Source organism: Bacillus cytotoxicus NVH 391-98 (assembly GCF_000017425.1).
GTDB lineage: Bacteria > Bacillota > Bacilli > Bacillales > Bacillaceae_G > Bacillus_A > Bacillus_A cytotoxicus.
In genome coordinates this window covers 4032708-4054364 of sequence record NC_009674.1, presented here as the reverse complement: position 1 = coordinate 4054364, position 21657 = coordinate 4032708, and the positions used below count along the sequence as shown (strand labels likewise).

Annotated in this window: 23 protein-coding genes and 1 pseudogene; 17 read left to right on the top strand and 7 right to left on the bottom strand. The window is 31.6% G+C overall.

Translation table 11 applies throughout. The features are described from left to right. Nucleotides 1–8: 8 nt before the first annotated feature. Nucleotides 9–371, bottom strand: coding sequence for a helix-turn-helix domain-containing protein (locus BCER98_RS20095; protein WP_012096439.1), 363 nt, complete (start codon nt 369–371; stop codon nt 9–11). 135 nt (nt 372–506) lie between these two features. Here BCER98_RS20095 and BCER98_RS20090 point away from each other — a divergent pair, with 135 nt between their 5' ends. The 5 genes from BCER98_RS20090 (at nt 507) to BCER98_RS20070 (ending at nt 5290) form a co-directional block, all read left to right on the top strand. Further along, a complete protein-coding gene (locus tag BCER98_RS20090; protein WP_012096438.1) occupies nt 507–1160 on the top strand; it encodes a hypothetical protein in 654 nt (217 codons plus the stop codon). A 58-nt stretch (nt 1161–1218) separates the two neighbouring features. Then, nucleotides 1219–1788 (top strand): hypothetical protein, encoded by a 570-nt coding sequence (locus BCER98_RS20085; RefSeq protein ID WP_012096437.1) that lies wholly within the window; start codon nt 1219–1221, stop codon nt 1786–1788. 229 nt (nt 1789–2017) lie between these two features. Continuing rightward, on the top strand, nt 2018–2605 hold the full coding sequence (locus BCER98_RS20080) for a recombinase family protein (protein ID WP_012096436.1): 588 nt from the start codon (nt 2018–2020) through the stop codon (nt 2603–2605). A gap of 578 nt (nt 2606–3183) precedes the next feature. Beyond that, nucleotides 3184–4026 carry a DNA adenine methylase gene (locus BCER98_RS20075; protein WP_012096435.1) on the top strand — a complete coding sequence of 281 codons (843 nt, stop codon included), beginning with the start codon at nt 3184–3186 and terminating at the stop codon, nt 4024–4026. Continuing rightward, complete coding sequence (locus tag BCER98_RS20070) at nt 4010–5290, top strand: type II restriction enzyme (protein ID WP_012096434.1); 1281 nt, start codon at nt 4010–4012, stop codon at nt 5288–5290. Before BCER98_RS20075 ends, BCER98_RS20070 begins: the two co-directional genes overlap by 17 nt. 218 nt (nt 5291–5508) lie before the next feature. Here the strand turns inward: BCER98_RS20070 and BCER98_RS20065 are convergent, their stop codons facing one another. Together BCER98_RS20065 and BCER98_RS20060 are read right to left on the bottom strand one after the other, a co-directional pair. Beyond that, on the bottom strand, nt 5509–5730 hold the full coding sequence (locus BCER98_RS20065; protein WP_049759285.1) for a Phr family secreted Rap phosphatase inhibitor: 222 nt from the start codon (nt 5728–5730) through the stop codon (nt 5509–5511). Next, nucleotides 5730–6824 (bottom strand): response regulator aspartate phosphatase, encoded by a 1095-nt coding sequence (locus BCER98_RS20060; protein WP_012096432.1) that lies wholly within the window; start codon nt 6822–6824, stop codon nt 5730–5732. The genes BCER98_RS20065 and BCER98_RS20060 overlap by 1 nt, the downstream gene beginning before the upstream one ends. A 225-nt stretch (nt 6825–7049) precedes the next feature. On the opposite strand from BCER98_RS20060, the gene BCER98_RS20055 reads away from it, so the two are divergent. From BCER98_RS20055 to BCER98_RS20035, 5 genes are all read left to right on the top strand, one after another. Further along, nucleotides 7050–8237, top strand: coding sequence for a WXG100 family type VII secretion target (locus BCER98_RS20055; protein WP_012096431.1), 1188 nt, complete (start codon nt 7050–7052; stop codon nt 8235–8237). Between the two features lie 16 nt (nt 8238–8253). After that, nucleotides 8254–8670: an immunity 70 family protein gene (locus BCER98_RS20050; RefSeq protein ID WP_012096430.1), complete on the top strand. Its 417-nt coding sequence runs from the start codon at nt 8254–8256 to the stop codon at nt 8668–8670. 430 nt (nt 8671–9100) lie between these two features. Beyond that, nucleotides 9101–9868: a DUF6414 family protein gene (locus BCER98_RS20045; RefSeq protein ID WP_012096429.1), complete on the top strand. Its 768-nt coding sequence runs from the start codon at nt 9101–9103 to the stop codon at nt 9866–9868. A 196-nt stretch (nt 9869–10064) separates the two neighbouring features. After that, a complete protein-coding gene (locus BCER98_RS20040) occupies nt 10065–11048 on the top strand; it encodes a protein kinase domain-containing protein (protein ID WP_012096428.1) in 984 nt (327 codons plus the stop codon). Then, a complete protein-coding gene (locus tag BCER98_RS20035; protein WP_012096427.1) occupies nt 11048–12253 on the top strand; it encodes a hypothetical protein in 1206 nt (401 codons plus the stop codon). Before BCER98_RS20040 ends, BCER98_RS20035 begins: the two co-directional genes overlap by 1 nt. 45 nt (nt 12254–12298) lie before the next feature. Here BCER98_RS20035 and BCER98_RS20030 read toward each other — a convergent pair whose 3' ends face one another. Further along, a complete protein-coding gene (locus BCER98_RS20030; RefSeq protein WP_012096426.1) occupies nt 12299–12979 on the bottom strand; it encodes a hypothetical protein in 681 nt (226 codons plus the stop codon). Nucleotides 12980–13206: 227 nt separating this feature from the next. Next, nucleotides 13207–13422 (bottom strand): helix-turn-helix domain-containing protein, encoded by a 216-nt coding sequence (locus BCER98_RS20025; RefSeq protein WP_012096425.1) that lies wholly within the window; start codon nt 13420–13422, stop codon nt 13207–13209. Nucleotides 13423–13693: 271 nt separating this feature from the next. On the opposite strand from BCER98_RS20025, the gene BCER98_RS20020 reads away from it, so the two are divergent. From BCER98_RS20020 to BCER98_RS19990, 7 genes are all read left to right on the top strand, one after another. Beyond that, complete coding sequence (locus BCER98_RS20020; RefSeq protein ID WP_012096424.1) at nt 13694–14137, top strand: hypothetical protein; 444 nt, start codon at nt 13694–13696, stop codon at nt 14135–14137. A gap of 172 nt (nt 14138–14309) precedes the next feature. Then, nucleotides 14310–15065, top strand: a complete 756-nt coding sequence (locus BCER98_RS20015) for a rolling circle replication-associated protein (protein ID WP_012096423.1) — start codon at nt 14310–14312, stop codon at nt 15063–15065. Between the two features lie 238 nt (nt 15066–15303). Further along, nucleotides 15304–16080 (top strand): recombinase family protein, encoded by a 777-nt coding sequence (locus BCER98_RS20010; protein WP_012096422.1) that lies wholly within the window; start codon nt 15304–15306, stop codon nt 16078–16080. 35 nt (nt 16081–16115) lie between these two features. Next, complete coding sequence (locus BCER98_RS22725) at nt 16116–16253, top strand: hypothetical protein (protein ID WP_162533128.1); 138 nt, start codon at nt 16116–16118, stop codon at nt 16251–16253. 14 nt (nt 16254–16267) lie between these two features. Continuing rightward, nucleotides 16268–17515: a recombinase family protein gene (locus BCER98_RS20005; RefSeq protein WP_012096420.1), complete on the top strand. Its 1248-nt coding sequence runs from the start codon at nt 16268–16270 to the stop codon at nt 17513–17515. 679 nt (nt 17516–18194) lie between these two features. After that, on the top strand, nt 18195–19043 hold the full coding sequence (locus BCER98_RS19995; RefSeq protein WP_012096418.1) for a CPBP family intramembrane glutamic endopeptidase: 849 nt from the start codon (nt 18195–18197) through the stop codon (nt 19041–19043). Nucleotides 19044–19176: 133 nt separating this feature from the next. Beyond that, complete coding sequence (locus BCER98_RS19990) at nt 19177–20055, top strand: radical SAM/SPASM domain-containing protein (RefSeq protein ID WP_012096417.1); 879 nt, start codon at nt 19177–19179, stop codon at nt 20053–20055. 47 nt (nt 20056–20102) lie between these two features. Here BCER98_RS19990 and BCER98_RS21555 read toward each other — a convergent pair. Both BCER98_RS21555 and guaC read right to left on the bottom strand, forming a co-directional pair. Beyond that, a pseudogene (locus BCER98_RS21555) lies at nt 20103–20342 on the bottom strand (oligoendopeptidase F); the annotation flags it as partial. A 49-nt stretch (nt 20343–20391) separates the two neighbouring features. Beyond that, nucleotides 20392–21375 (bottom strand): GMP reductase, encoded by a 984-nt coding sequence (gene guaC / locus BCER98_RS19985; protein ID WP_012096416.1) that lies wholly within the window; start codon nt 21373–21375, stop codon nt 20392–20394. Nucleotides 21376–21657: the final 282 nt, after the last annotated feature.

Sequence of the window (21657 nt, the reverse complement as noted above, 5' to 3'; positions counted from 1 at the left end):
TGAAAAAATTATAATTTTTTCCACTCTATTAGTTTTTCAATGATTTCAAATATTTTCCTCTGTTCATTCACGTTAATTTCTTGAAGCAGTCTAATAATATTTTGATAAGGTAACAAGTCATTACTTTTAAAATTAATATTATTTTTATTATTAGAAGGTTCAATAAAAGAGAAAAATTCTTCTAATGTAATATCTAATGCTGTGGTAATCGTGTTTAGACTTGAAACTGTTAAATTTTTTTCTCCACGCTCTACTTGTCCGATATATGTTGGATGAAGGTTTGCTTTGAATGCCAATTCTTCTTGACTTAAATTTTTGCTTTTTCTTAGTATCCGAATTTGCAAACCAATAATATTAGTTAGATTATCCATTTATATTTACACCCCACACTTAACATAAGATGTAAATGTCAGTATATCGACATACTATTGATATTATTAATTTTATAAAATATACTATAAATATTATTTGTGTTTGTTTTTTACATATTTAAAGGAGGGGATTAAATGGGGCGAATTGAAACAAATGGTACAATTCGAAACAAAAAAATCGGAAAAAATATGGTTTTCATTGTATTGGTTCTTATTTTTGTTATAACCGCTGTATTTGTTGGAATGAAATTGGGTTTTAATAATGCCAAAGTAGCTTTAAATGATAAAAAATTCACAGTAAAACAACTAGAAAAAGAAATAACAAGAAAACAAGAGCAAAATAAAGGAATAAAAGAAGAATTAAGTAAAATAGAAAACGAATACCAAGAAGTAAAAGCACTTATAGTTAAAAAAGAAGGTATTTCAAAAGATATTGAAGGTTTACAGAGAACTGCGGAACAAAAAAAGCAAGAAAATTTATCATTAGATAATCAAATTAATGAGAAAAAAAGGGAATTAGAATTGTTAACTAAAAGTGTGATAGAGAAAAAACAAGAGCCAAGGATTATGGTTGCAGGAACTTTTACTGTAGGAAAAGATATTCCTGCAGGTCGTTATAAAGTTGAACCTAATAAGGGTTCGGGTAATTATTTTGTTAATAAAGGGAATAAAACAAATATTATTTTAGGGAATAGTCATGATAACTTTCTACCAGAGTATGTAATAACGTTAAATGAAGGCGACCAAATTGAAACCAATGTATCTGTGAAATATACGGCTGTGGAGTGAATGGTTAATTAATTATTAGGCAAGTAAAACGAAATAAAAAATAAAAGAGGGGATATATATGGTGAAAAAATGGGGAGCTATATTATTGATAGTAGTATTAATGAATGGCTGTTCTGCTAAAACCGATGAAAATGTTAAAGAAGAAGAATCCAAAAATGAACAAACAGAAGAAATTGAAACTAAGCAAGTTACTCCAGAACAAAAAAATAAAACCGCAAATATACCTAGTAATAAAACAGAAAATAGTGCGGATGAACGTTTAGTTAATGGACTGAATATGTGTGTACCACTATTTAAGGAAGTAAAAGAAAAAGTTGCTCAATCTAACAATTTGGATAAAAAAACAATAGACCCGCAAAAAGTAGAGGAAGCAATTGCAAAGAGTGAAGAGATTTACAAATGTATTGAGAATAATATGAATGATTTATCGGGTACTATACAATATTCAAAAACTCGAGATACGTTTTTCTCCAGTATACAAGAGTTAATCAAATTTAAAAATAAAACGAAGCTTTTTCTGCAAAACAACAATTTTAATGATTATATAGAAGCAATGGCTCACTTCACTAAAGCCTTAGAAAAAATAGATGAAACTGTTACTGTATATCAAGAAGAACAGAAACAATAAGAATAATAACTGATTTTGATAAGTAGTTGAATATTTATGTTTTTTTATGAAGAACAGGAGAAGATGCCCTGTTCTTTTTATATTTTGTAAATTAACCTTGATTATGTCAGAGAAAAGATATCCCTTGTATCATTTGAGTAGACCCAATTGAAACAAAATCTCTTCTTTGATATACTTGGGATAACAATATCTCATATACATGTCTCAAAACAAGAAAGGAAAATGACTTATGAAATATGGGTATGCAAGAGTGTCTTCTTTACAGCAGGATTTAACTGCACAAATTAGACAGTTAGAAGAAGCGGGTTGTGAGGAAATCTTTAGGGAAAAGGTATCGGGTCGTAACAAAGACAAAAGAGATGAGTTTCAAAGGCTGTTGGAAACAGTAGAGAAGGATGACATTATTGTTGTTACTAAGTTAGACAGATTTGCAAGAAGTACAAAAGATGCACTTGCCACAATTGAAATGTTGAATGAGAAGGATGTGTCTCTCATTGTCTTAAATATGGGTGGTGACAAGATAGACACATCTACTGCTATTGGTAAGCTAATGGTGACAGTCCTTGCAGGAATAGCTGAGTTTGAAGCAGATATGATTCGAGAGAGACAACTTGAAGGGATTGCACTTGCAAAGGAAAGAAACGTGTACAAAGGTAAACCAAAGAAGTACACAGACAAACACAAAGGTTTGCAACATGCTTTAGAACTCTTCTATAACAGAGATAAGAATGGTATGACTGTGAAGGAAATTGAAGAGATAACAAAGATAAGTAGAGCGACAATTTATAGAGCAGTAAGAGAAGTGCAAGCACAATGAATAATACAAGGAATAGAAATATGACAATTAAAGAACGGTCTTTGGATTATCATAGTTGAAGATGGCTTGTTTAACAACGAGATGTATTTATACTTCAAACAGAATGTGTCTTGTTACAATGTTGGGATAGAAAAGAATGATAGGTTATTGATTAAAAAGGATGACAACATTCCTTCTTATGAACGGACAGCAGTAAAGAAACAGTACAAAAAACTACAAGAGGAAGGAATATTGTAAGACAGGGTGCATCCCTGTCTTTATCTTATAAATAAGCAGGTGGCTTAATAGCGGTTTTTCAAGATAAAAAATGTAACTAACAAGCAAGTTTTGATGAATTATAGAGAGAAAAACTAAAAGTATTAGTGGGGGTGCTTATGACCGATTCTAAGTTACTCTATTCATGAGAAGGTGGGAGCAGAGCTGTTCCCGCACTCTGGTGCAAATATAAAATTTTAAGAGTGGTAGTTCAGAAACTGTGATATAATGGATTTTTTTGATAATTTAAATGTATAGCCAAATATGCTATGATAAAATATAGAATCTTTGTTCGTATAGAGTTTTAAAGGGAGAGGTTTAAAGTGGCAAAAAATAAATTAGCTCAACCTTTTTTGAAGTGGGCGGGAGGAAAGCGTCAATTGCTTCCAGAAATTCGTAAGTATGTTCCAAAGAGAATTAATACTTATTATGAGCCCTTCATTGGAGCAGGGGCAGTTCTATTTGATATTCAACCCAAAAGAGCGGTTATAAATGACATTAATAGTGAACTTGCGAGTGTTTATAATGTAATCAAAAATAATGTTGATGAGTTGATTGAAGATTTGAAGAAACATGAAAATGACAAAGATTATTTTTATGAAATTCGTGATTTAGACAGGCAAGAAGAGTATAAAAATTTATCGCCTGTTCAAAGAGCTTCAAGGATAATTTATTTAAACAAAACTTGCTTTAATGGATTGTTTCGAGTGAACAGTCAAGGACAATTCAATGTTCCTTTTGGGAAATACAAAAACCCTCAAATTGTTAATGAAATTGTTTTAAGAGCTGTTCACAACTATTTGAGTTCTAATAATGTGACCATTCTTAATGGAGACTTTGAAACAGCAGTTGAGAAAGCAAAAAAGGGTGATTTTGTGTATTTTGACCCTCCATATGACCCAGTTTCAGATACTTCTTCATTTACTGGTTACAGTTTGGACGGGTTCAACAAAGATGACCAAAGAAGATTAAAATATCTTTTTGTTGAATTGGACAAACGAGGAGTAAATGTTTTATTGAGTAACTCAGCAACTGATTTTATTCAGGAACTATATGAAGGTTTTAATATTCAGATTGTCTCGGCAAGTCGAAACATCAATGCAAATGCTTCTGGCAGAGGGAAAATTGATGAAGTGCTGGTGATGAATTATGAACCAAACAGATAAAGCGTGGGATATATTATTTGACCGTCATAACATATTACAAAATGTCCAACGAAATGGCTTTTTTGAAATTCAAGCCAAAGAAATAAAGAAGGAACGTGAGCCAAGGTTGATGGCTAAGTTTGACCATTATAGTAATCTGCCAAAGCTTTTTAAGGATAACGGTCTGTCTATATTACCTATCTCTCGTTCAAGTTATATTATTGGTGAGTTTGATGTTTATGAAAAAGTCACTTATAACCAAAAATTAAAACCAATTCAAGTGGATTTTCCAAGTGACCTTACAACCATAGACCCAACTAACCTTTACTCTGAAAGTTCAGCTCTTCATTGTGCTCATGTTACTGGTATGATGGAGAATGTTTTGGGAGAACAGTCTTTTCAGACTATATCTGGGAGAATGTCCTCAAAAGAATTTGACTTTAATATTAGGACTAGAAAGGGTAATGACCACCTTGTTAGTATTAAAAACTCTCAAGTTGAAATTGACGGAGGATATGAGAGCCAAAGTCAATTTATGATAGTTGAAGCTAAAAATGCGACTGTTGATGATTTTCTTGTTAGACAGCTTTATTATCCTTATCGTTTGTGGCAAGCGAAAACTTATAAAGAAGTTAAGCCAGTTTTTTTCACTTATTCAAATGATATTTTCAGCTTTTTTATTTATGAATTTACTGACCCTCATAGATACAATTCAGCTAAGCTTATAGGGCAAAAGGATTTTATTATTGCTCATGAGGAGTTAGAGCTTGAAGATATAGTTGAGGTTTTTCATACGGTTCATATTCAACCAGAGCCAGAAATTCCATTTCCTCAAGCTGACTCATTCCCAAGAATTGTTGATTTACTAGGATTGCTCGTTGAGAATGATTTGAGTAAAGATGATATTACTAGGAATTATGACTTTGATGAGAGACAAACTGGTTATTACACTGCGGCTGGCATGTATCTTGGTTTAATTGAAAAGTACAAAGATGAAAACAGACAAGTTATGTTTACACTTACCAGAGCTGGAAGGGGCATAATGAGACTTAAAACAAAAGACAAATTTTTAAGATTGGCAAAGTCAATTCTGGTTCATGAACCTTTCAAGCAAGTTCTAGCTGAGTATTTCCAAACAAGTACACCTCCAGAAAAAGAAAGAGTTGTTGAAATAATGAAGAGGTGTAACTTGTATAATGTTAATTCAGAAAGTACGTATTTCAGAAGAGCTTCAACCGTTATGGGTTGGATAAATTGGATTTTAGAATTACCAGAAACATATTAATGAGCAGGTTTAATGTTAGCTCTTTTTGTATTCCAACTACATAAACTATTGCAGTATGGGGAATGAATATAGTTTTTATTTCAAAGTAAGTAATATTAGTACTAACAAATTTGGTTATTACCCCAATGGATAATTTGTAAAACATTCCTAGTGTTCAATCTTTCCGTGGTTAAGAAAAAAGAACGTCACTTTCAAAGAAGGACGTTCTTTTTTCTTAATTAAAAAGTTTGACCGTGTTCGTAGTTTGCAATAATTCCACCAGTATTGCCGTCTGAATTATTAGATGTAAGTGTATTGCCTAAATTATATACTAAGTTAGTTCTTTGAGGGGCAGGGTAATCTCCATGAGCAGACTGTAAAATTTCTATAGAACTATTTAATCCAAAAGAAACAATACCAATAATAGCTAAACTTAACACAATTGAACAAAGTTTTTTCATCACTTTAACGCTCCTTTTTCTGATAATTCTTGTTTAGCTTTATAAGCTGAATAGAAGTATTTTGCTGATTTTTCAAGGTTTAGCATCTCATGAAATTTGACCGCCAATATTTCTTCATATTCTTGTACGTAGCCTAATAACCGCTCCTTCTTAAAGTATGCAGTGCCTAAGATAATTATAGTTTCTAATTCCTCTAAAGGGATATTGTCGTTCATTCCTTTTAAAATTAAAAAATGATGCTTGTATTCTTCATTTTTTAATTTTTTACAAACATCCAAACCTTTTCTAATAAATCCATCTGCTACCTCTTTTTCTCCAAGTTTAAAATGTTCTCTTGCTTGTAAGAAAATAGCTTTGAAGTGGTTAGGGATTTTTTGATTAACTTCTGATAAATGGCGAATAGCCAAACTTGAAAGGTTTTGGCTTGCATATAGCCAACCTAAATTATTTCTAACTCTTAAAATTAAGGTTTCTTCATTTTGCTTCTGTAAAATATCTATTGCAGAAGTGAAATATTCTTCTGCTAATTCAAATTGTTGTAGCTGTACACAAGCCCCTCCTAAGATATTTTTACATAGAGCTACATTAATTTCGCAACCAGTATGTTTAGAAAATATCTCTTCTGCTTTAGATGCACACTTAATACCCATAAGTGAATGAAAAGTAATGTTATAAAAAGATGCAATTCTATAATAAAATTCAGCTTGTTCTAGTTCATTAAAAACGAATTTTAAAAGATTTTCTGCTTTCTCATAATGTTCTTTAGCTTCATTATGATTTGCAAGTAGAGTTGCATGAATAGCTTTGAAGAAATGATAGTAGTAAGATAGAAAGTCATCAGTTGGTGTATCAAAAGATTCGATTTTATCAAAACTTTCTTTTGTGATATTTAAACCATCAGTTAGTACCTTGTATCTAAAATCTAACAATGAATAATATAGTAATAGATTTTGGTTTTCTTCGATGTTGTTAATTTGCTCATCAATTTCTTTTTTTAATTGCTGTGCTTTAGTTACATGTTGTGCCAGCATAGCTACATACCAGTCATTTAATAATTTCGTAACTTGTTCATTCCCCTTCACTGGAACGTTCATAGAATCCCTTCCTTTTTGAATATTCTTATAATTCATGATAGCAAGAATAAAATACAATAGAAATGAATTTCTAATATTTCTCAACATTTATTTAATAATTTTGTTTTAATTATAGAAGAAAACCTCATTAATTATTTGTATTTAGAAAATTCGAATATTTGGAACGGTAAAATAATCCGACATGGTATAATTTTCTTATGAAATAATAGGAAAAGGAGGTACTGTATGGTTCAAATAAAAGTAACACCAGAACGTTTGGAACAATCGGCAAAGATAGTTCGTGAAGCTAAAAATAGATTAGAACAAATACATAAAGATTTATATCAACAAACGGAATATATTGCTTCAATGTGGAGTGGTGCAACAAGTCAAAGGTTTTATCAGATGTTTAATGAAACAAAACCTCAAATGTTTAATGTATTTCGGGAATTTGATAAAATTGCAGAAGAACTAATGAATGCAGCGGAAAAGTTCCGTAATGCTGATGAACTTTATGGCGGTAACTTAGTTGATGAAAGTTTATCTAATGAAGATATTGAAGAAGGGGCAATGTGTGGTAAACTTATTCCAAAATCTGATTTAGAGAAAGCTTGGGATGGTCTTTATACTGGTGCAGGACAAGCTGTTGGTGATGCTTGGGAAGGATTTAAAGCGTTAGGTGACGGTGAAACATGGTCAAATATGTGGGATGCTGTTGTTAATTATGATGAAACTTTTCCTGCAATGTGGAATGTTTTCTCGGACTCCTTTATGAACGATGTTTGGTATGGTGATGTTGAAAGTGGATTCCGTTGGGGCTCTTATCTATTGACATCAATCGGTACAGGATTACTTGGAGGAAAAGGGCTTGATAAGGTTTCTAAGCTTGCTAGAGGAGTAAATGTTTATAAAGTAACAGAAGCCTTCCCACCACGTTTACAACCTGCTTTTGCGGATGGGCTTACTAGTGGGACTATGACTAGTATGTTACCGCCAACAGGAAACTGGGGTAATTACCTAAGTGGTTATCTTATGTTTGCTAGACCATCATGGAGACAATCGGAGCTTGATGCAGGAGATACCTTTTCTAAACCAAAATATACAGACCAAATATCATTTAAAGATAGAGAAAAAGTTTCTTACGGTACTAAAGGGAGTACAAGACCAGACTTTTTCAGTTACGAAGAAGGTCGAAGTATAGAGATAAAAAATTATAATGTTACAACATCAAGTGGAAGAAATTCATTAATTAATATTGTTGTAAAACAATTTGAAGATAGGATAAAACATTTACCCGAAGGAGTTAAACAAACTGTTTTAATTGATGTGCGAGGACAAACGGTAACAAAAGAAACGTTAAAACAAATTAAAGAAGAAATAACGCAAAGAACATTTGGACAAATAGAGATTATCATCAAAAAAGACAGTAATTAAAAGGGAGTGAAGAAATATGGCAACAGGACTTATGGTTGATTTTTATTGGTATCAACTTGGTACATCAGATTTTGTACATTCGTTCTTTTCAACAATAAGCTACCATTTAGAAAAAGAAGGATGGGGAACAAAATATCCTCACTTAATGAAAGAACTATATAGTGGAAAACTTCCGCTAGAAAATATTCCAAAGGCGATTAAAGAAGCAAAAGAAGTGCATGAAAAATTGAAGCTGTTTTCACCATCAGAAGTAGTATGGGATATCGAGGATTTATCTAAACAGCCACCTTGGGGTGATGATATTTCATCAGACATAAAAGACCTTTCAAACTATTTTGTTACAAGTGATGGGAAAGATATGTTTGAGGTATTATTTTATGCTTTAAATGAAGCTCTTGAAGAAAAAGTAGATTTAAAAATAGAGACTTTGTAAACGATGTAATAATTGTATAGTATATAGTTTGCAATTTAATCACAGACTTTTAATTAGGAAGAAATATAAACATAAATTGCAAAAGTTTACATTGAAATAAAAGGTTAGACTAATTCTCCATAAGTTATGGAGAATTAGTCTAAATACATATAAATACTTTATGTAAATTAACTATGTTCTTTAGTGATGTTCGGTGAACCGTATCACAAGTGATGGTAAAGCGGAAGATTGATATAGAGTTTTTATTCAATTAATTGGTGGGAAATAGCATCCTAATGGTTCAAATTAGTATGATTATTGTTGTATTATAATGCTAGTAGGCTTCATCCAATAAATATAATATAAAGATGATTATTTTTAGTTGTTTAGAAGGCAAAATATAAGAAGCCAAGTTTATTATACTGATAAATACTAAAAGGGGGAGTTTATTTTGTTCAAAAATCTAATATATTTTGATTCAAATAAAGTTGCAGAATATAGGGCAGTACTAGAGGGGAAAAAATATGTAAAGATAAACAAGGTCAAAGTAAATTCAGGGAAGTCCGTAAACGCTAAAGTTTCAGTACTTTCAGGGGGGATAAGTGGAAGTAACGAAATGGAAGGGGAAATAGTAGAGAGCCTAATACTTGACTGTAATGAATTTGAAGATTTACTTGAAAGTAATAGTAAGGATAATTATTTTGATTTTTCACAGGATGAATGGGATGCTGAAACAATACCTAGAACATCTATTATTCGTTTTGAGGGAGATTTTCGGATTCCTACAGAGTTTGATATGATGGATTTAATTAACAAAGGAAAGCCTATGTTAACTTCAAGCATGAACATACAAAACGCTCAAGAAGAAGAATTATTCAATAAAATTTTTGCAAAGGAAAGCACAAAAATTCCAGCCTTTCTTGAATGCAACAAGTTTGAAGAGCGAGTAGGTTTTGCGAAATTAAATGCAAATAATCTCTGTTATGAATTAGAGCATTTAGAGGATTTTGAAGATGAAGAAGTAACTGTAATTGCAAAAGTTCTATCTCGAAAAAATGTAACGGATAAACCTATAGTTGTATTTGACATTATGAAGGATTTATTTTCTTTAGGTCGAGGAATTAGAAGAACAATGGGTAAAGAGGAAATTGAGGATATACAAAGTATCACAAGTGATAAAAATATTATAATCCTAGAAGTTTTAGCAATTTATCAATAGTAATGAAAGTCGTATCGTTATTGATAGTAAAATACAAATTTTTATAGAAGAATTTTGAGTAAAAGTCTCTTCGGTAAGTTATGAATATATAACTTATCGAAGGGATTTTTTATTACCAAAACATACATATTTAGTAATATACTACATTGGAAATATGATACAATAATTTAAAGGTGGGAAATAGTAAAGGGATTGCATGGATAAAAATTTAAATTTAATTTTTTGTAAAGGAGAAATTATGGATCCATATATCATAAATGATGCAGATGTTCAGAGCATATTACAACAAAAGGGATTAATAGCAACATCCATTACTAAGTTACCCAAAAGTGGGCAGAGGCAGGTATTCCAGGTAACCCTTAGTACCGGAAATGTAAGTATGCTTAAATTTGTTGATGTTTCACCCTATAACACATTTAACAGATTAGCATTTAGGGAAATATCAGCTAATGATTTTGAATCCGAACGTGATTATGAAATAGAGGCTAGATCAAAGAGAATTATTAGAGAGCTTAATGCATCAAAAAAATGTCCGATTCTACCTCAATTAGAGATTTTTGAAGAACATCAAATATTAATAAAAGAAAATTATCGTTTTATTTATTATTTTGAAACAAGATTTGAGGGAGATACACTAAATAGTAGTGAACTGTATCGGAGCCCTCAAAATATTGATGCGATTGTGGCATTTTTATTCCAAATGGTTAATCAAGTTAAGGTAATGCACGATAGTGGGTATGTGCATAGGGATTTAACGCCGCGAAATATTATATACCATCAAGGTAATTTTAAAATAATAGATGCTGGTTTGGTAAAATCAAATGAAGAGGAAAAACTTACTGGTACAAGAATGGCCATAGGAACGCCTTATTATATGGCTCCTGAGCAAGAAAAAAGAACTTCCGATTATACTTGGGACTTTAGAACAGATTTATTTCCATTGGGATTAATTGCAATAGAAATATTTCTCCCAGAAACCCGAACGATGGGTATGAAAAACATACGGGATATGCATTATGTATTCCAGTTATGGAAAGGGAAAGATTCTAGTTCTAAGTCTGTACTACTATTTAGTAAAGTAATATCTAGATTGGCAACACAACAAAGGCATAGAAGATGGTCAAATTTAGATGAACTATTAAATGAATTAGAAAATCTAATGGGTCAGGAGGAAAAATAATGATTTTTGCACAACATGGTCCTTCTTGGAAGCCAAAGTTAGATAGATTTTATGCTAACAGATTAATAGATGGTGTAATTTGGGATCCAAGGGAAGAAACTATAAGCCGAATTAAGGATGTAAGAGAAGATAATACAGATTATTCTTTAGGAAAAAATATAGTAGATTTAAAAGTGTATTATAAGCAATTTTCTGGATCAATTCCAAAAAAATTGAATGATCTTTCTTATTTTCCTGAACAAGATATAGATAGAGCTTTTTTAAGAAACACCAGCAATATTGAGAACTTAGTGGAGAGTTCTATTGATTTTCAATTAGATTTTAATGTAGATGCATTAATGGCCCCATCCCTATATTTGTATAGTTTTAATGATAGAATAGTTGATAAGCTTTTTGATATATGGGAAATTTTTAATGAGAGCGTATCTAATCGGGGAATAGAAGTTGAGAAATATGTTTCAGTTATTTTTAGTGAAAGCGCGCTGGAAAATAAATCATATATTGCAGACTTTTTAGATGATTTTAGTGATATATCTCATAATTTTGATGGTATATATATTACTATTGATCGAGAGAATAATAATAAACATAGGCATGATTTTAATCCTACTCGACTCCAAAATATGCTTCAATTTATTTATGATTTAAAAAACCTTGGGTTAAAGGTTATCATTGGTTATGTGGGGATAGAAAGCATCTTATATTTTGCAGTTGGAGCTGAGGCAATTGGTACAGGTTGGTTTTATTCATTAAGAAACTTTAATAAGGAACAAAAAGGTTTAGAACCAGTTGAAGGTATGGGAAGACAAAAGAAAAGATATACTTCCATGAAGATGCTATATGAATTAGCAATAGAGGACGAAATATTTAGTATTCCTGAGGAATATCAGGATGAAATGTACGGGAAGATTTTATGTGATTGTGAGTTAGATGATAAAATAAACTCAGGAAATATTGAAAGTATAAACTTAAATGAAATTTATCAACAATATTTTGAAGCCTTGAAGAAAGTTGTTGAAGATATCGTTGAAAAAGAAAGCATTGATGAAAAATTAAGGCTAGTGAATGAAATAGTTGATACAGCAGAATCTAATATAAACCGTTACAATGAACTGAATCCATTACAAAGGATTAATGGTAGGCATATAGGGAATTATAAGAATGCCTTAAATGGATTTCAAGAAGATAATTTTATTATTCTATAAGTAGCATGATAAAAAGAAGCTATTCAATTTAGTGATAGCTTCTTTTTATTGGGTTGAAATGGAGAAGGTCGAAGTTTCTAACTGATACTTAGCGATACTAGAAATTAATGAAGGATTAATCGTAAACTTCAAAGTTTCTTTTTTAGGGTTGAATAGGTATTCAATTTTGTTATCAGAAACACCAATCAGTCCAACATTATAGGTTTGAAAATAATCTAATTTATTTTGTTTTAATTTGTATGCTAATTCAATTGGTAAAACTACATATGAATAAGATGAGAATTTTTTATTAATGGAAGCTTGGAGTATAGCTTTTTTCCATTTTTGTAATTTTGCTTCATAAGATATGAATTGTAATATAGGGAATTCGAATTCTTCAGAGATAATATATCGATTTGAATTAATTTCTGTAACTATGTTTGTTTTAATTAACTTAGATAATATAGTGCTTAATGTTTTCTCTCCATAATCTGTACTTTTTTGTAGATAGGTAAAGGTACGAATTGCTTTTTTGTGTAAAAAGGCTAATACCTTAGCACATTGGTAAGATGAAAGTAAATTTGCTTGATCATAACTTAGTAAGTTGGAATCATTAATAATTACCTGAACTATATCTACATTTCCAAATCGCGCATTAAACTCCGTTAGGATTTTCTCATTTTCGTTTAAATCAGCTTCTTTTAGTTGTATAAATTTATTTTGTAAGCATAATTCGCTTGTGAACATTTAAAACACCTCTCATTAATCTTATATCATATTTTGCAATTATGTGTAACTATATTTGATTTAATGGAAGGGAATTTATTGAAAATTTACCTATAAATAATATATATGATCTTGATATTAAATTACTTGATAAATCCTCTTATTTTAATTAAATGATATATAAGGGTATTCTATATAATTTATGAAATAATATACAAATAAAATAAAACGCTTCTATAAAAAGCGCTTTATTTCTGATCAAAATCAATAATATCTCTAATATCCTCAATCTCAAAAGTTTCTGCAATCTTCTCTATATGTCTAAAGTTAATATTTTGCCTTTTTTGATTAGCTAATTCACTTAAAGCTGCGTGACGGATATCTGTTAATCGTGATAATTCTCTTAAGGAGATTCCCTTTTCTTTAGTTAATTCATGTATTTTTACTATAACTTTTTTTGTCATCTTTATCCCTGCCCAACTTATATCAGTTGACTTTATGGAAAAAGATACCATATAATTTTTCTAAAAGTGGTACGCTTTTACGTACCGTTCTATTCCTTTTATTTAATAAGTATATGTAGGTCTCTCGTTAATATCAAAAGAGAAATATTATACTTTTATAACTAAAGAGACGAAGTCTCCCTCTACGTAGTAGAGAAGAAGGTAAGGAAGTATAAGAGTTAAAGAAAGAAAATTCAATTTATTTAAAGTGGTTTAATTTAAGGAAGGGAAGATGAGAAATTTGAAAGAGGACGTAGTAGTACATAAAGAAGTAAAGAGACCTATTTGGAAAAAGAAAAGATTTTGGATTTTAGGTATTATTTTAATTCTATTTATTACTTCTAAATTAGGTAGTTCAATTGATACGCCAAGCGGAATAGAAGAAGATTTTTATAAAAGTTCCCTTTATAGCTTTCACGAATTAAATATAGCAATTGAGGAGAATGCATTTCCTGATAAAAAGGTGACTAAGTGGGTAGCTGATCATATGCGTGCAATGGAAAATTATCCGAATGATTATAGCGAAAAGGAAAGGATGATATTAATTCATTTTAGGGGGCTAATTACAAGTGTAGGATTGTTAGAACAATCAGGGGATAGAAATATGTTAGAAGAGAAAATTAATGAAGCTCGTTCAAATTTAGCCAATATTTTAGAGGTTGAAGAGGATTATTAACTTTAAAATGTATAATTATATAACTCAAAGAAGGAACCGTCCATTAAAATGGCGGTTTTTTCACATTTTAGACACATTTTTAAAAAAAGTTTAGAAAAAACATGTGAAACCGGGAGAATGTTTTGCATCTGTTCTGTTTCTTTAGACGAGAAATAAAAAGGAGGAGCAGGATATGTCTGGTTATAATTACAAATTTGTAGAGTTGGGGAGGTTTTTAAAGGTAGTTGAATATGAAAGAGAAGTAAAAACAGGGATAAATAAACATTATAATAGGCCATTAAAGAAACGAAATAAATTAAACTTCGTAAGTGAAGGAAACAAAAAAGAAACAAAAGTAAGAGGATTGAAAAATAAGGAAATTGATGATTTTCACCACCTTTTATACCTTAATTTTAAGAATTATAGAGATCAATTAATTACTTTAACTTATAGGGAAAATATAGCTGTAGAGAAAGCATGTAAAGATTTTGAGAGATGGATAAAACGTATGCGCTCCAAATTTGGAGATTTTAAATATTTAGCTGTCCGTTCTTTTCAAAAGCGTGGAACAATTCATTATCATGTATTGGTTAATATTCCAAGGATTCCACTTGAAATGTTACGCAATAAGGAATTTGAAAATATATGGGGGCATGGAGGAGTAAATATAAAGAAGATATACGATGTAAATGTTGTTTATTCTCAATCTAAACTATCTCAATATTTAGTAGATAATATGCAGAAGTTTAAGAAAGATGAAAGAGGATATGGAAAACAAGCTTACACATTTAGTAAAAATTTAAAAAAACCTAAGGTTAGAACTGGTAACTATGATGAATTTATGAAATGCCTTGAACTGATAAATTTGGAAGCTATAGATGAGAAAGGGTATAAAAATGAGTATCGGGGCGATGTAAAGGTAACTATTTATAAGAAAAAAGGTTCTTAAGAAAATAGTTTTAAAACAGATTAATTTTAAATAATTGTTTGATTCCCACTAGCTACAAGATATTTAAAGGTATTTTCTGAACAGAGTAATCCTTTAAAAATAAGAGATAAAAATTAATTTTAAATAAAGGGTTGGAATTGGAGTGCAAAATTAATATGATTTAAAATGTTAATATTTTACATTTTTTATTCGGAACGTTACGTTAATTTTAAATATCGTTACGCTAGGGGGATTTTTTGTGAACGTGATTGGCTATGTTAGGGTATCAACCCAAGGACAAGCTAAGGAAGGTTATAGTGCCTTATATCAACAAGATGAGATTAGAAAACTTTGTAAGGATAACAATTGGAGGTTGATTGATATATACAGTGACCTTGGTATTAGTGGAGCGAAAGTAGATGAAGAAGCACTTGAAGTAGAACGAGAGGGATTTCAAAATATGCTATCAAGACTTCGGATGAAAGATATAGATTATGTAGTTGTTTTAAATACAAACCGTTTATGGCGCTCGGATATTGTAAAAGTGTTGATACATCGAGAATTTAATAAGTATCAAGTTGATGTGAAAAGTATTGAACAGCCGAACTACAGTATTTATAAGAAAGATCCAAATGACTTTTTAATTAATGGATTGATGGAGTTATTGGATCAATATCAACGTTTAGAAATCGCTCTTAAGTTAGGACGTGGACGTAATAAAAAAGCCCAGGAAGGTGGATATGCAGGCGGAAGAGTGGCTTATGGTTATAAAGCTAGAAAAGGTCAAAAGCATATTGAGGTCAATGTTAAAGAAGCAGAAGCTGTAAAGCGTGTATTTACCTTAAGGGCACTCTATCCTAAGTGGTCACTATCGAATTTAGCTGAGCAATTGAATATCGAAGGGTTTACTACTGCAAAAGGGAAAAAATTTACGAAAGTACAAGTTAAAAGGATTCTGGATAGAAAATCTTTTTATCAAGGAATGTATAGCTATGGAAATATACATGTAGAGGGTAAGCATAAGCCTATTATTTAGAAATTAAAAGGGTGAGGAAATTGGAAAAGGAAGAAATGAACTTTAGTCGTAGTCAGCAGGAGTTAGAAAATATGATTATTCCAAGTATGGAAGAGACAAAATGGAATCAATTAATAGAAATATTAGGGTGGATTGTAATTGAAAATATAGAACTAAAAGACATTACTAATTAATCGGGGGAAGGAACATGAATCATAGTAAGCGTAAAGTAGCTATTTATATTAGGGTATCGACCGAAGAGCAAGCGAATGAGGGATTCTCTCTAGGAGCACAAGAAGATTATTTAAAACAATATGCTAACACTAAAGGTTATGAGGTATACGATATATATGTTGATGATGGCTATTCGGGAAAGGATTATAATCGACCTGAAATACAGCGTTTATTTAAAGACCTTTATCAAGAGAAATTTACGGGGATATTAGTTAAATCTGTTGACCGAATATCAAGAAGAGTAAGTGATGTTACTAAGTTAATAGATGATGTCCTTGCTCCAAGAAAATGTTGTGTGTTAGTAAGTGATAATAACTTAGATAGTTCTACGACTGGAGGGACTGCATTTATCCAACTATTGGCTACATTTGCTGAATATGAGCGTTCAATGATTGTACAAAGGGTAAAATCTGGTATGTCTAAGCGAGCAGAGTTAGGTTACTGGAATGGGGGACGTGTACTTGGATATGACGTTAAGAATAAGGAGCTAAAAATTAATAAAGAAGAAGCTGAGATTGTACGGAGGGTATTTCATTTAAGAGCTGGAGGAAAAGGGTATAAATCCATTGCTATTATTTTAAATCAACAAGGTTTTAAAACAAAGAGAGGAAGATTATTTAGTATAGGTACAATTAAAACAATTTTAGAGAATCCACTATATATCGGATACTGTAGATGGGGACGACATAAGAATTGGAACGTAGAAAGAAGAAAAGGAAAAGCAGACGAATATAAATTTGTTAAAGGTAAACATGAACCTATTGTATCTGAGGAGTTATGGAAAAGAGTCCAAGGTGTGAATTATGCCCACAAGAAAAGTATTTCTAAAAATCGTAATTTTAATGGGGAATTTGTACTATCTGGTATTTTACGTTGTCCATCTTGTGGAGCAGGGATGGTAATGTGTAAAACTAAAAAACGAGATAAATCAGGATATCATTTATATTATATGTGCCAAGCATTTCATAGTAAGGGGAAGTTGGCTTGTAAATCTAATCTTATTCGTAAGGAAGATATTGAGGAAAAGGTATTGCAATGTATTAATAAAATTATTTTAATACCTTCAATTTTTGATAAAACGTTTGAACGTATCCAAGAGAAACAAGAAAGTGGAATAGAAAGGATAAAAAATGATTTATCATATATAAATGAAGAATTAAAAAGAAAGAAGCAATTTATAAAAAACTTAATAAGGATTATTTTGATGAGAAAATTCGAGTAGAAACATATACGGAATTATCCGAGCCCTTAAGAGAAGAGATAGTTGAACTAGAAAGGGAAAAAAGTAAATTAGATAGGAAAATTGAGAGTTCGGAAATACCTATTACGAAAGAAATGGTTATAAAGGCACTTGAAAATTTCACTAATCTATATGAAAATGCTACTTATGAACAAAAAAAGTCTCTATTGCGAGCAATAATCAAGAAAATAGAGGTTCAACCTAATCGTAAAGAAATAAAAGGAATAACTTATTGGTTTGATTGTAATAATGGGCAAGATGACGCTTTACTAGTTAGTAAAGAGGGGAGAACCGTATCACAAATAAATCCTTCATATCATTTCCCTCATGAAATATAATTTCATGATTGATACCTTCTTGAAAATATAGCGAAAATGTTAATTATGATATGAAAAAGAAATTATTATTTTAAGGTAATGTTTCAATAAAATATGTATGAATCCCCTTGGCATAATGAGGTCAAGGGGATTTGTGTTGATAGAACGGTTATAGAATAGGACTTAAAGAATACATCATATAAATGAATATTATTAAATATAATGAACCGATGTATAGTAGCTTTTTATGGACATGTAGGGTAGAAAGAATTCTATTTTGTTTTGCTGGGAGTTAAGTTCTATTGATATGAAAGAGGGCAAATGGAAAAAGGAGACGATTTAACATGGTGACAGGAAAGAGAGGGAATGTAAAGGTTCATTTGATTGTTTTTATTATTGTTGTCTTGAGCGGTGGATGGCTTGGGGTATTGCTTGATTCTGTCCTTACAGATCAAACGGAAGGTAATTCTTTAGGTATGGGACTTTGGTTAGTGTTACCGTTTTTCACGGCTATATTTTTTAGAATCATTCGCCGTGATTGGAAAGACATGGGGTTGAAATTAAATGTGAAAAATAATGTGAAGTGGTATGTTACAGCATTCTCTATTTATCCTTTTGTTACTCTCGTCAGTGTTGGATTTGCACTCTGTTTTGGTGCTGCGGACATATCGCATGTTGAACTATATTCGCTTTTATCCATTATGATGATTTCTATGGCAAGTAATTTTCTTAAAAATATATTTGAAGAGTTTGCATGGCGTGGCTATTTAACGCCGAAGTTAATCGAACTAAAAATGAATGATTGGCTACTGTATCTTATTTCTGGACTTGTTTGGGCTTTATGGCATAGCGCTTATTATATCGTATTTTTACCAAATCATTATTTTGAATCTACTTCAAGGGTGAGTACGCTCTTAATCGGGTGTGTGCTCATGGTGTGCTGGACGGTTATGTATGTTGAAATATATAGACTTACGAAATCCGTATGGCCATGTGTGTGTATGCATGCTCTTGAGGACGCTGTCCCGACAGTTTTGGTTACAATTAGTGGTGTCATTACATTTACAGATCAAGGGGATTTTTGGTTAAATCCTGTTAGTGGAATTGTCGCAACCGGCTTATTTCTTAGCTTTGGATTGTTTTTAAGGGTGATAAGAATCAAGAGGGACAATAGGCAGTCGATTATTGTGTGAATTGGAGTATGTAGAAAAAGAAAAATGGTAATAAGTATCTCAAATCAACATGTTCCCATTTCATAAAAAGTATGCTGTAATAGTGGGAGGACAATGGGTTGTTCTAAGTAGTCAAAGAAGTGGGGAATTGAGGTTGAAAAAGTTTAAGAAGTTTTACTTAGAGATTACGAGTGTGTGTAATCTTGCATGTAGTTTTTGTCCGCCAACAGAACGGCAGAAGCAGTTTCTGTCTGTGGAGGACTTTTCAAAGAGGTTAGACCAAATTAAGCCGCACACAGACTACATTTATTTGCATGTTAAAGGTGAGCCGTTGCTTCATCCTAAAATAGACAAATTGTTAGATTTAAGTCATGAAAAAGGGTTTAAAGTAAATATTACAACGAATGGCACTTTAATTCATAAGAGAAAACATAAATTATTAAATAAACCAGCGTTAAGACAGATTAATTTTTCGCTCCATAGTTTTGATGGACATCCTGGTTCGGAGGATAAGGAAGGGTATGTAAGGAATATCCTTTCTTTTATTCGAGAAGCAACAAGTGAATCGGATTTAATTGTTTCATTAAGATTGTGGAACTTGACGCAAGATAATAAGACAAATCTTGAGAGAAAGCGAAATAGAGAACTGTTAGAGATGATTGAAAAAGAGTTTAGTCTGCCGTACAAAATTGAGGAGAAGATTACACCCGGAAGCGGTATAAAGCTTGCTGATCGGATCTTTATTAACCAAGATTATGAATTTCAGTGGCCCGCTCTTCATGAGGAAGAAGATGATGGAAAAGGATTTTGCTATGGTCTTCGAACACAGGCGGGTATTTTAGCAAACGGAACAGTTATCCCTTGTTGTTTAGATGGTGAGGGCATCATTAATCTTGGGAATATTAATGAGGATTCGTTCTCCAATATTATTGAAGGGGAAAGAGCAAAAAATCTTGTAGATGGCTTTTCAAGAAGAGTTGCAGTAGAAGAGTTATGTCGAAAATGCGGGTATCGTAAAAGATTTGGGAAGTAGAAAACAAGCTCCTTAAGAATGATCATTCTTAAGGGGCTTGTTTTTTATTACTCGTGATACAACTGTTCTAATTCATCAATTAATGAACCTACATAAGAAACAGCCTTGCGGAGTGGATCTGGTTTTGACATATCCACTCCTGCATGCTTCATTAATTCTAGTGGTTTCATCGTTCCGCTGGCACGCAGTACTTCGAGCCAGCGATTTACTACGGGTTGTCCTTCTTCTTGAATTAATTAAAATATGGCAGTGGAGGCAGTTAATCCAGCAGAATACGTGTATAAAAAAAAGAGCAATTACGCCCAGGTAATTGCTCATCTGTCTGATCGATAAGACTTAATATACTTTATCTCCATTGAAAATGGAATTTTTCACAACGACATAATCTACAGTACGAATGGATTCTAATTTTGTTCCACCAGCATATGAAATAGAAGATTGTAGATCTTGTTCCATTTCAATTAAAGTATCTTTTAAAGAACCTTTATGTTCAACAAACATTTTTTTCCCTTCAACGTTCTTTCTCTCACCTTTTTGGAATTCAGAAGCCGAACCGAAATATTCTTTATACAGTTTTCCATCTTTTTCAATAGTTTCTCCTGGAGACTCTTCATGACCAGCAAATAGAGAACCAATCATAACCATAGTTGCTCCAAATCGAATGGATTTTGCGATATCTCCGTGTGTACGAATGCCTCCATCAGCAATAACTGGCTTACTTGCAGCTTTTGCACACCAGCGAAGTGCAGCTAACTGCCATCCACCAGTTCCGAATCCAGTTTTAATTTTTGTAATACAAACTTTACCAGGCCCAATCCCTACTTTTGTAGCGTCAGCACCAGCATTTTCGAGTTCTCTCACTGCTTCTGGTGTTCCAACGTTTCCAGCGATAACGAAGCTTTCTGGTAAATATTTTTTTATATGTTGAATCATTTGAATAACGGCATTTGAATGACCGTGTGCAATATCTATTGTAATGTACTCAGGTGAAAGCTGTTCAGCAGCTAACTGCTTTATAAATTCATACTCTTCTTCTTTAACCCCAACGCTAATAGAAGCAATTAATCCTCGTGATTGCATATCTCTAACGAATGCCATGCGTGTTTCAGGTTGAAAACGATGCATGATATAGAAATAATTATTTTCTGCTAAGTACGTTGCGATTTTCTCATCAATAATTGTCTGCATATTTGCAGGCACGACAGGTAATTTAAATTTATGTTTTCCTAAAGTGATACTTGTGTCACATTCAGAACGGCTATTTACAATGCATTTTGCAGGAATTAATTGAATATCTTCATAGTCGAATACATTTTCCATATTTTACACCCCTAAATACGAATAATTTTGTTGTCAATTGTAAAAAATGTTCGCCCCAATTGGTAATGTACATTATTTTATTAAAGAAGTCAAAGTTTTTTAGTCTATTTTTTAGGGTTTTACAGAAAAAAATCCGGAGAAAACGATTTAATATCGAATTAAATTATTAATTTAATTAAGAATGTTCGTGTTTAATAGTAGATGTTATTTGTTAAAAATTTTTAATTAAAAATATTGTAAGAAACTATTTGTTACACTCGTATATATAAGTAAAGGAGGGAG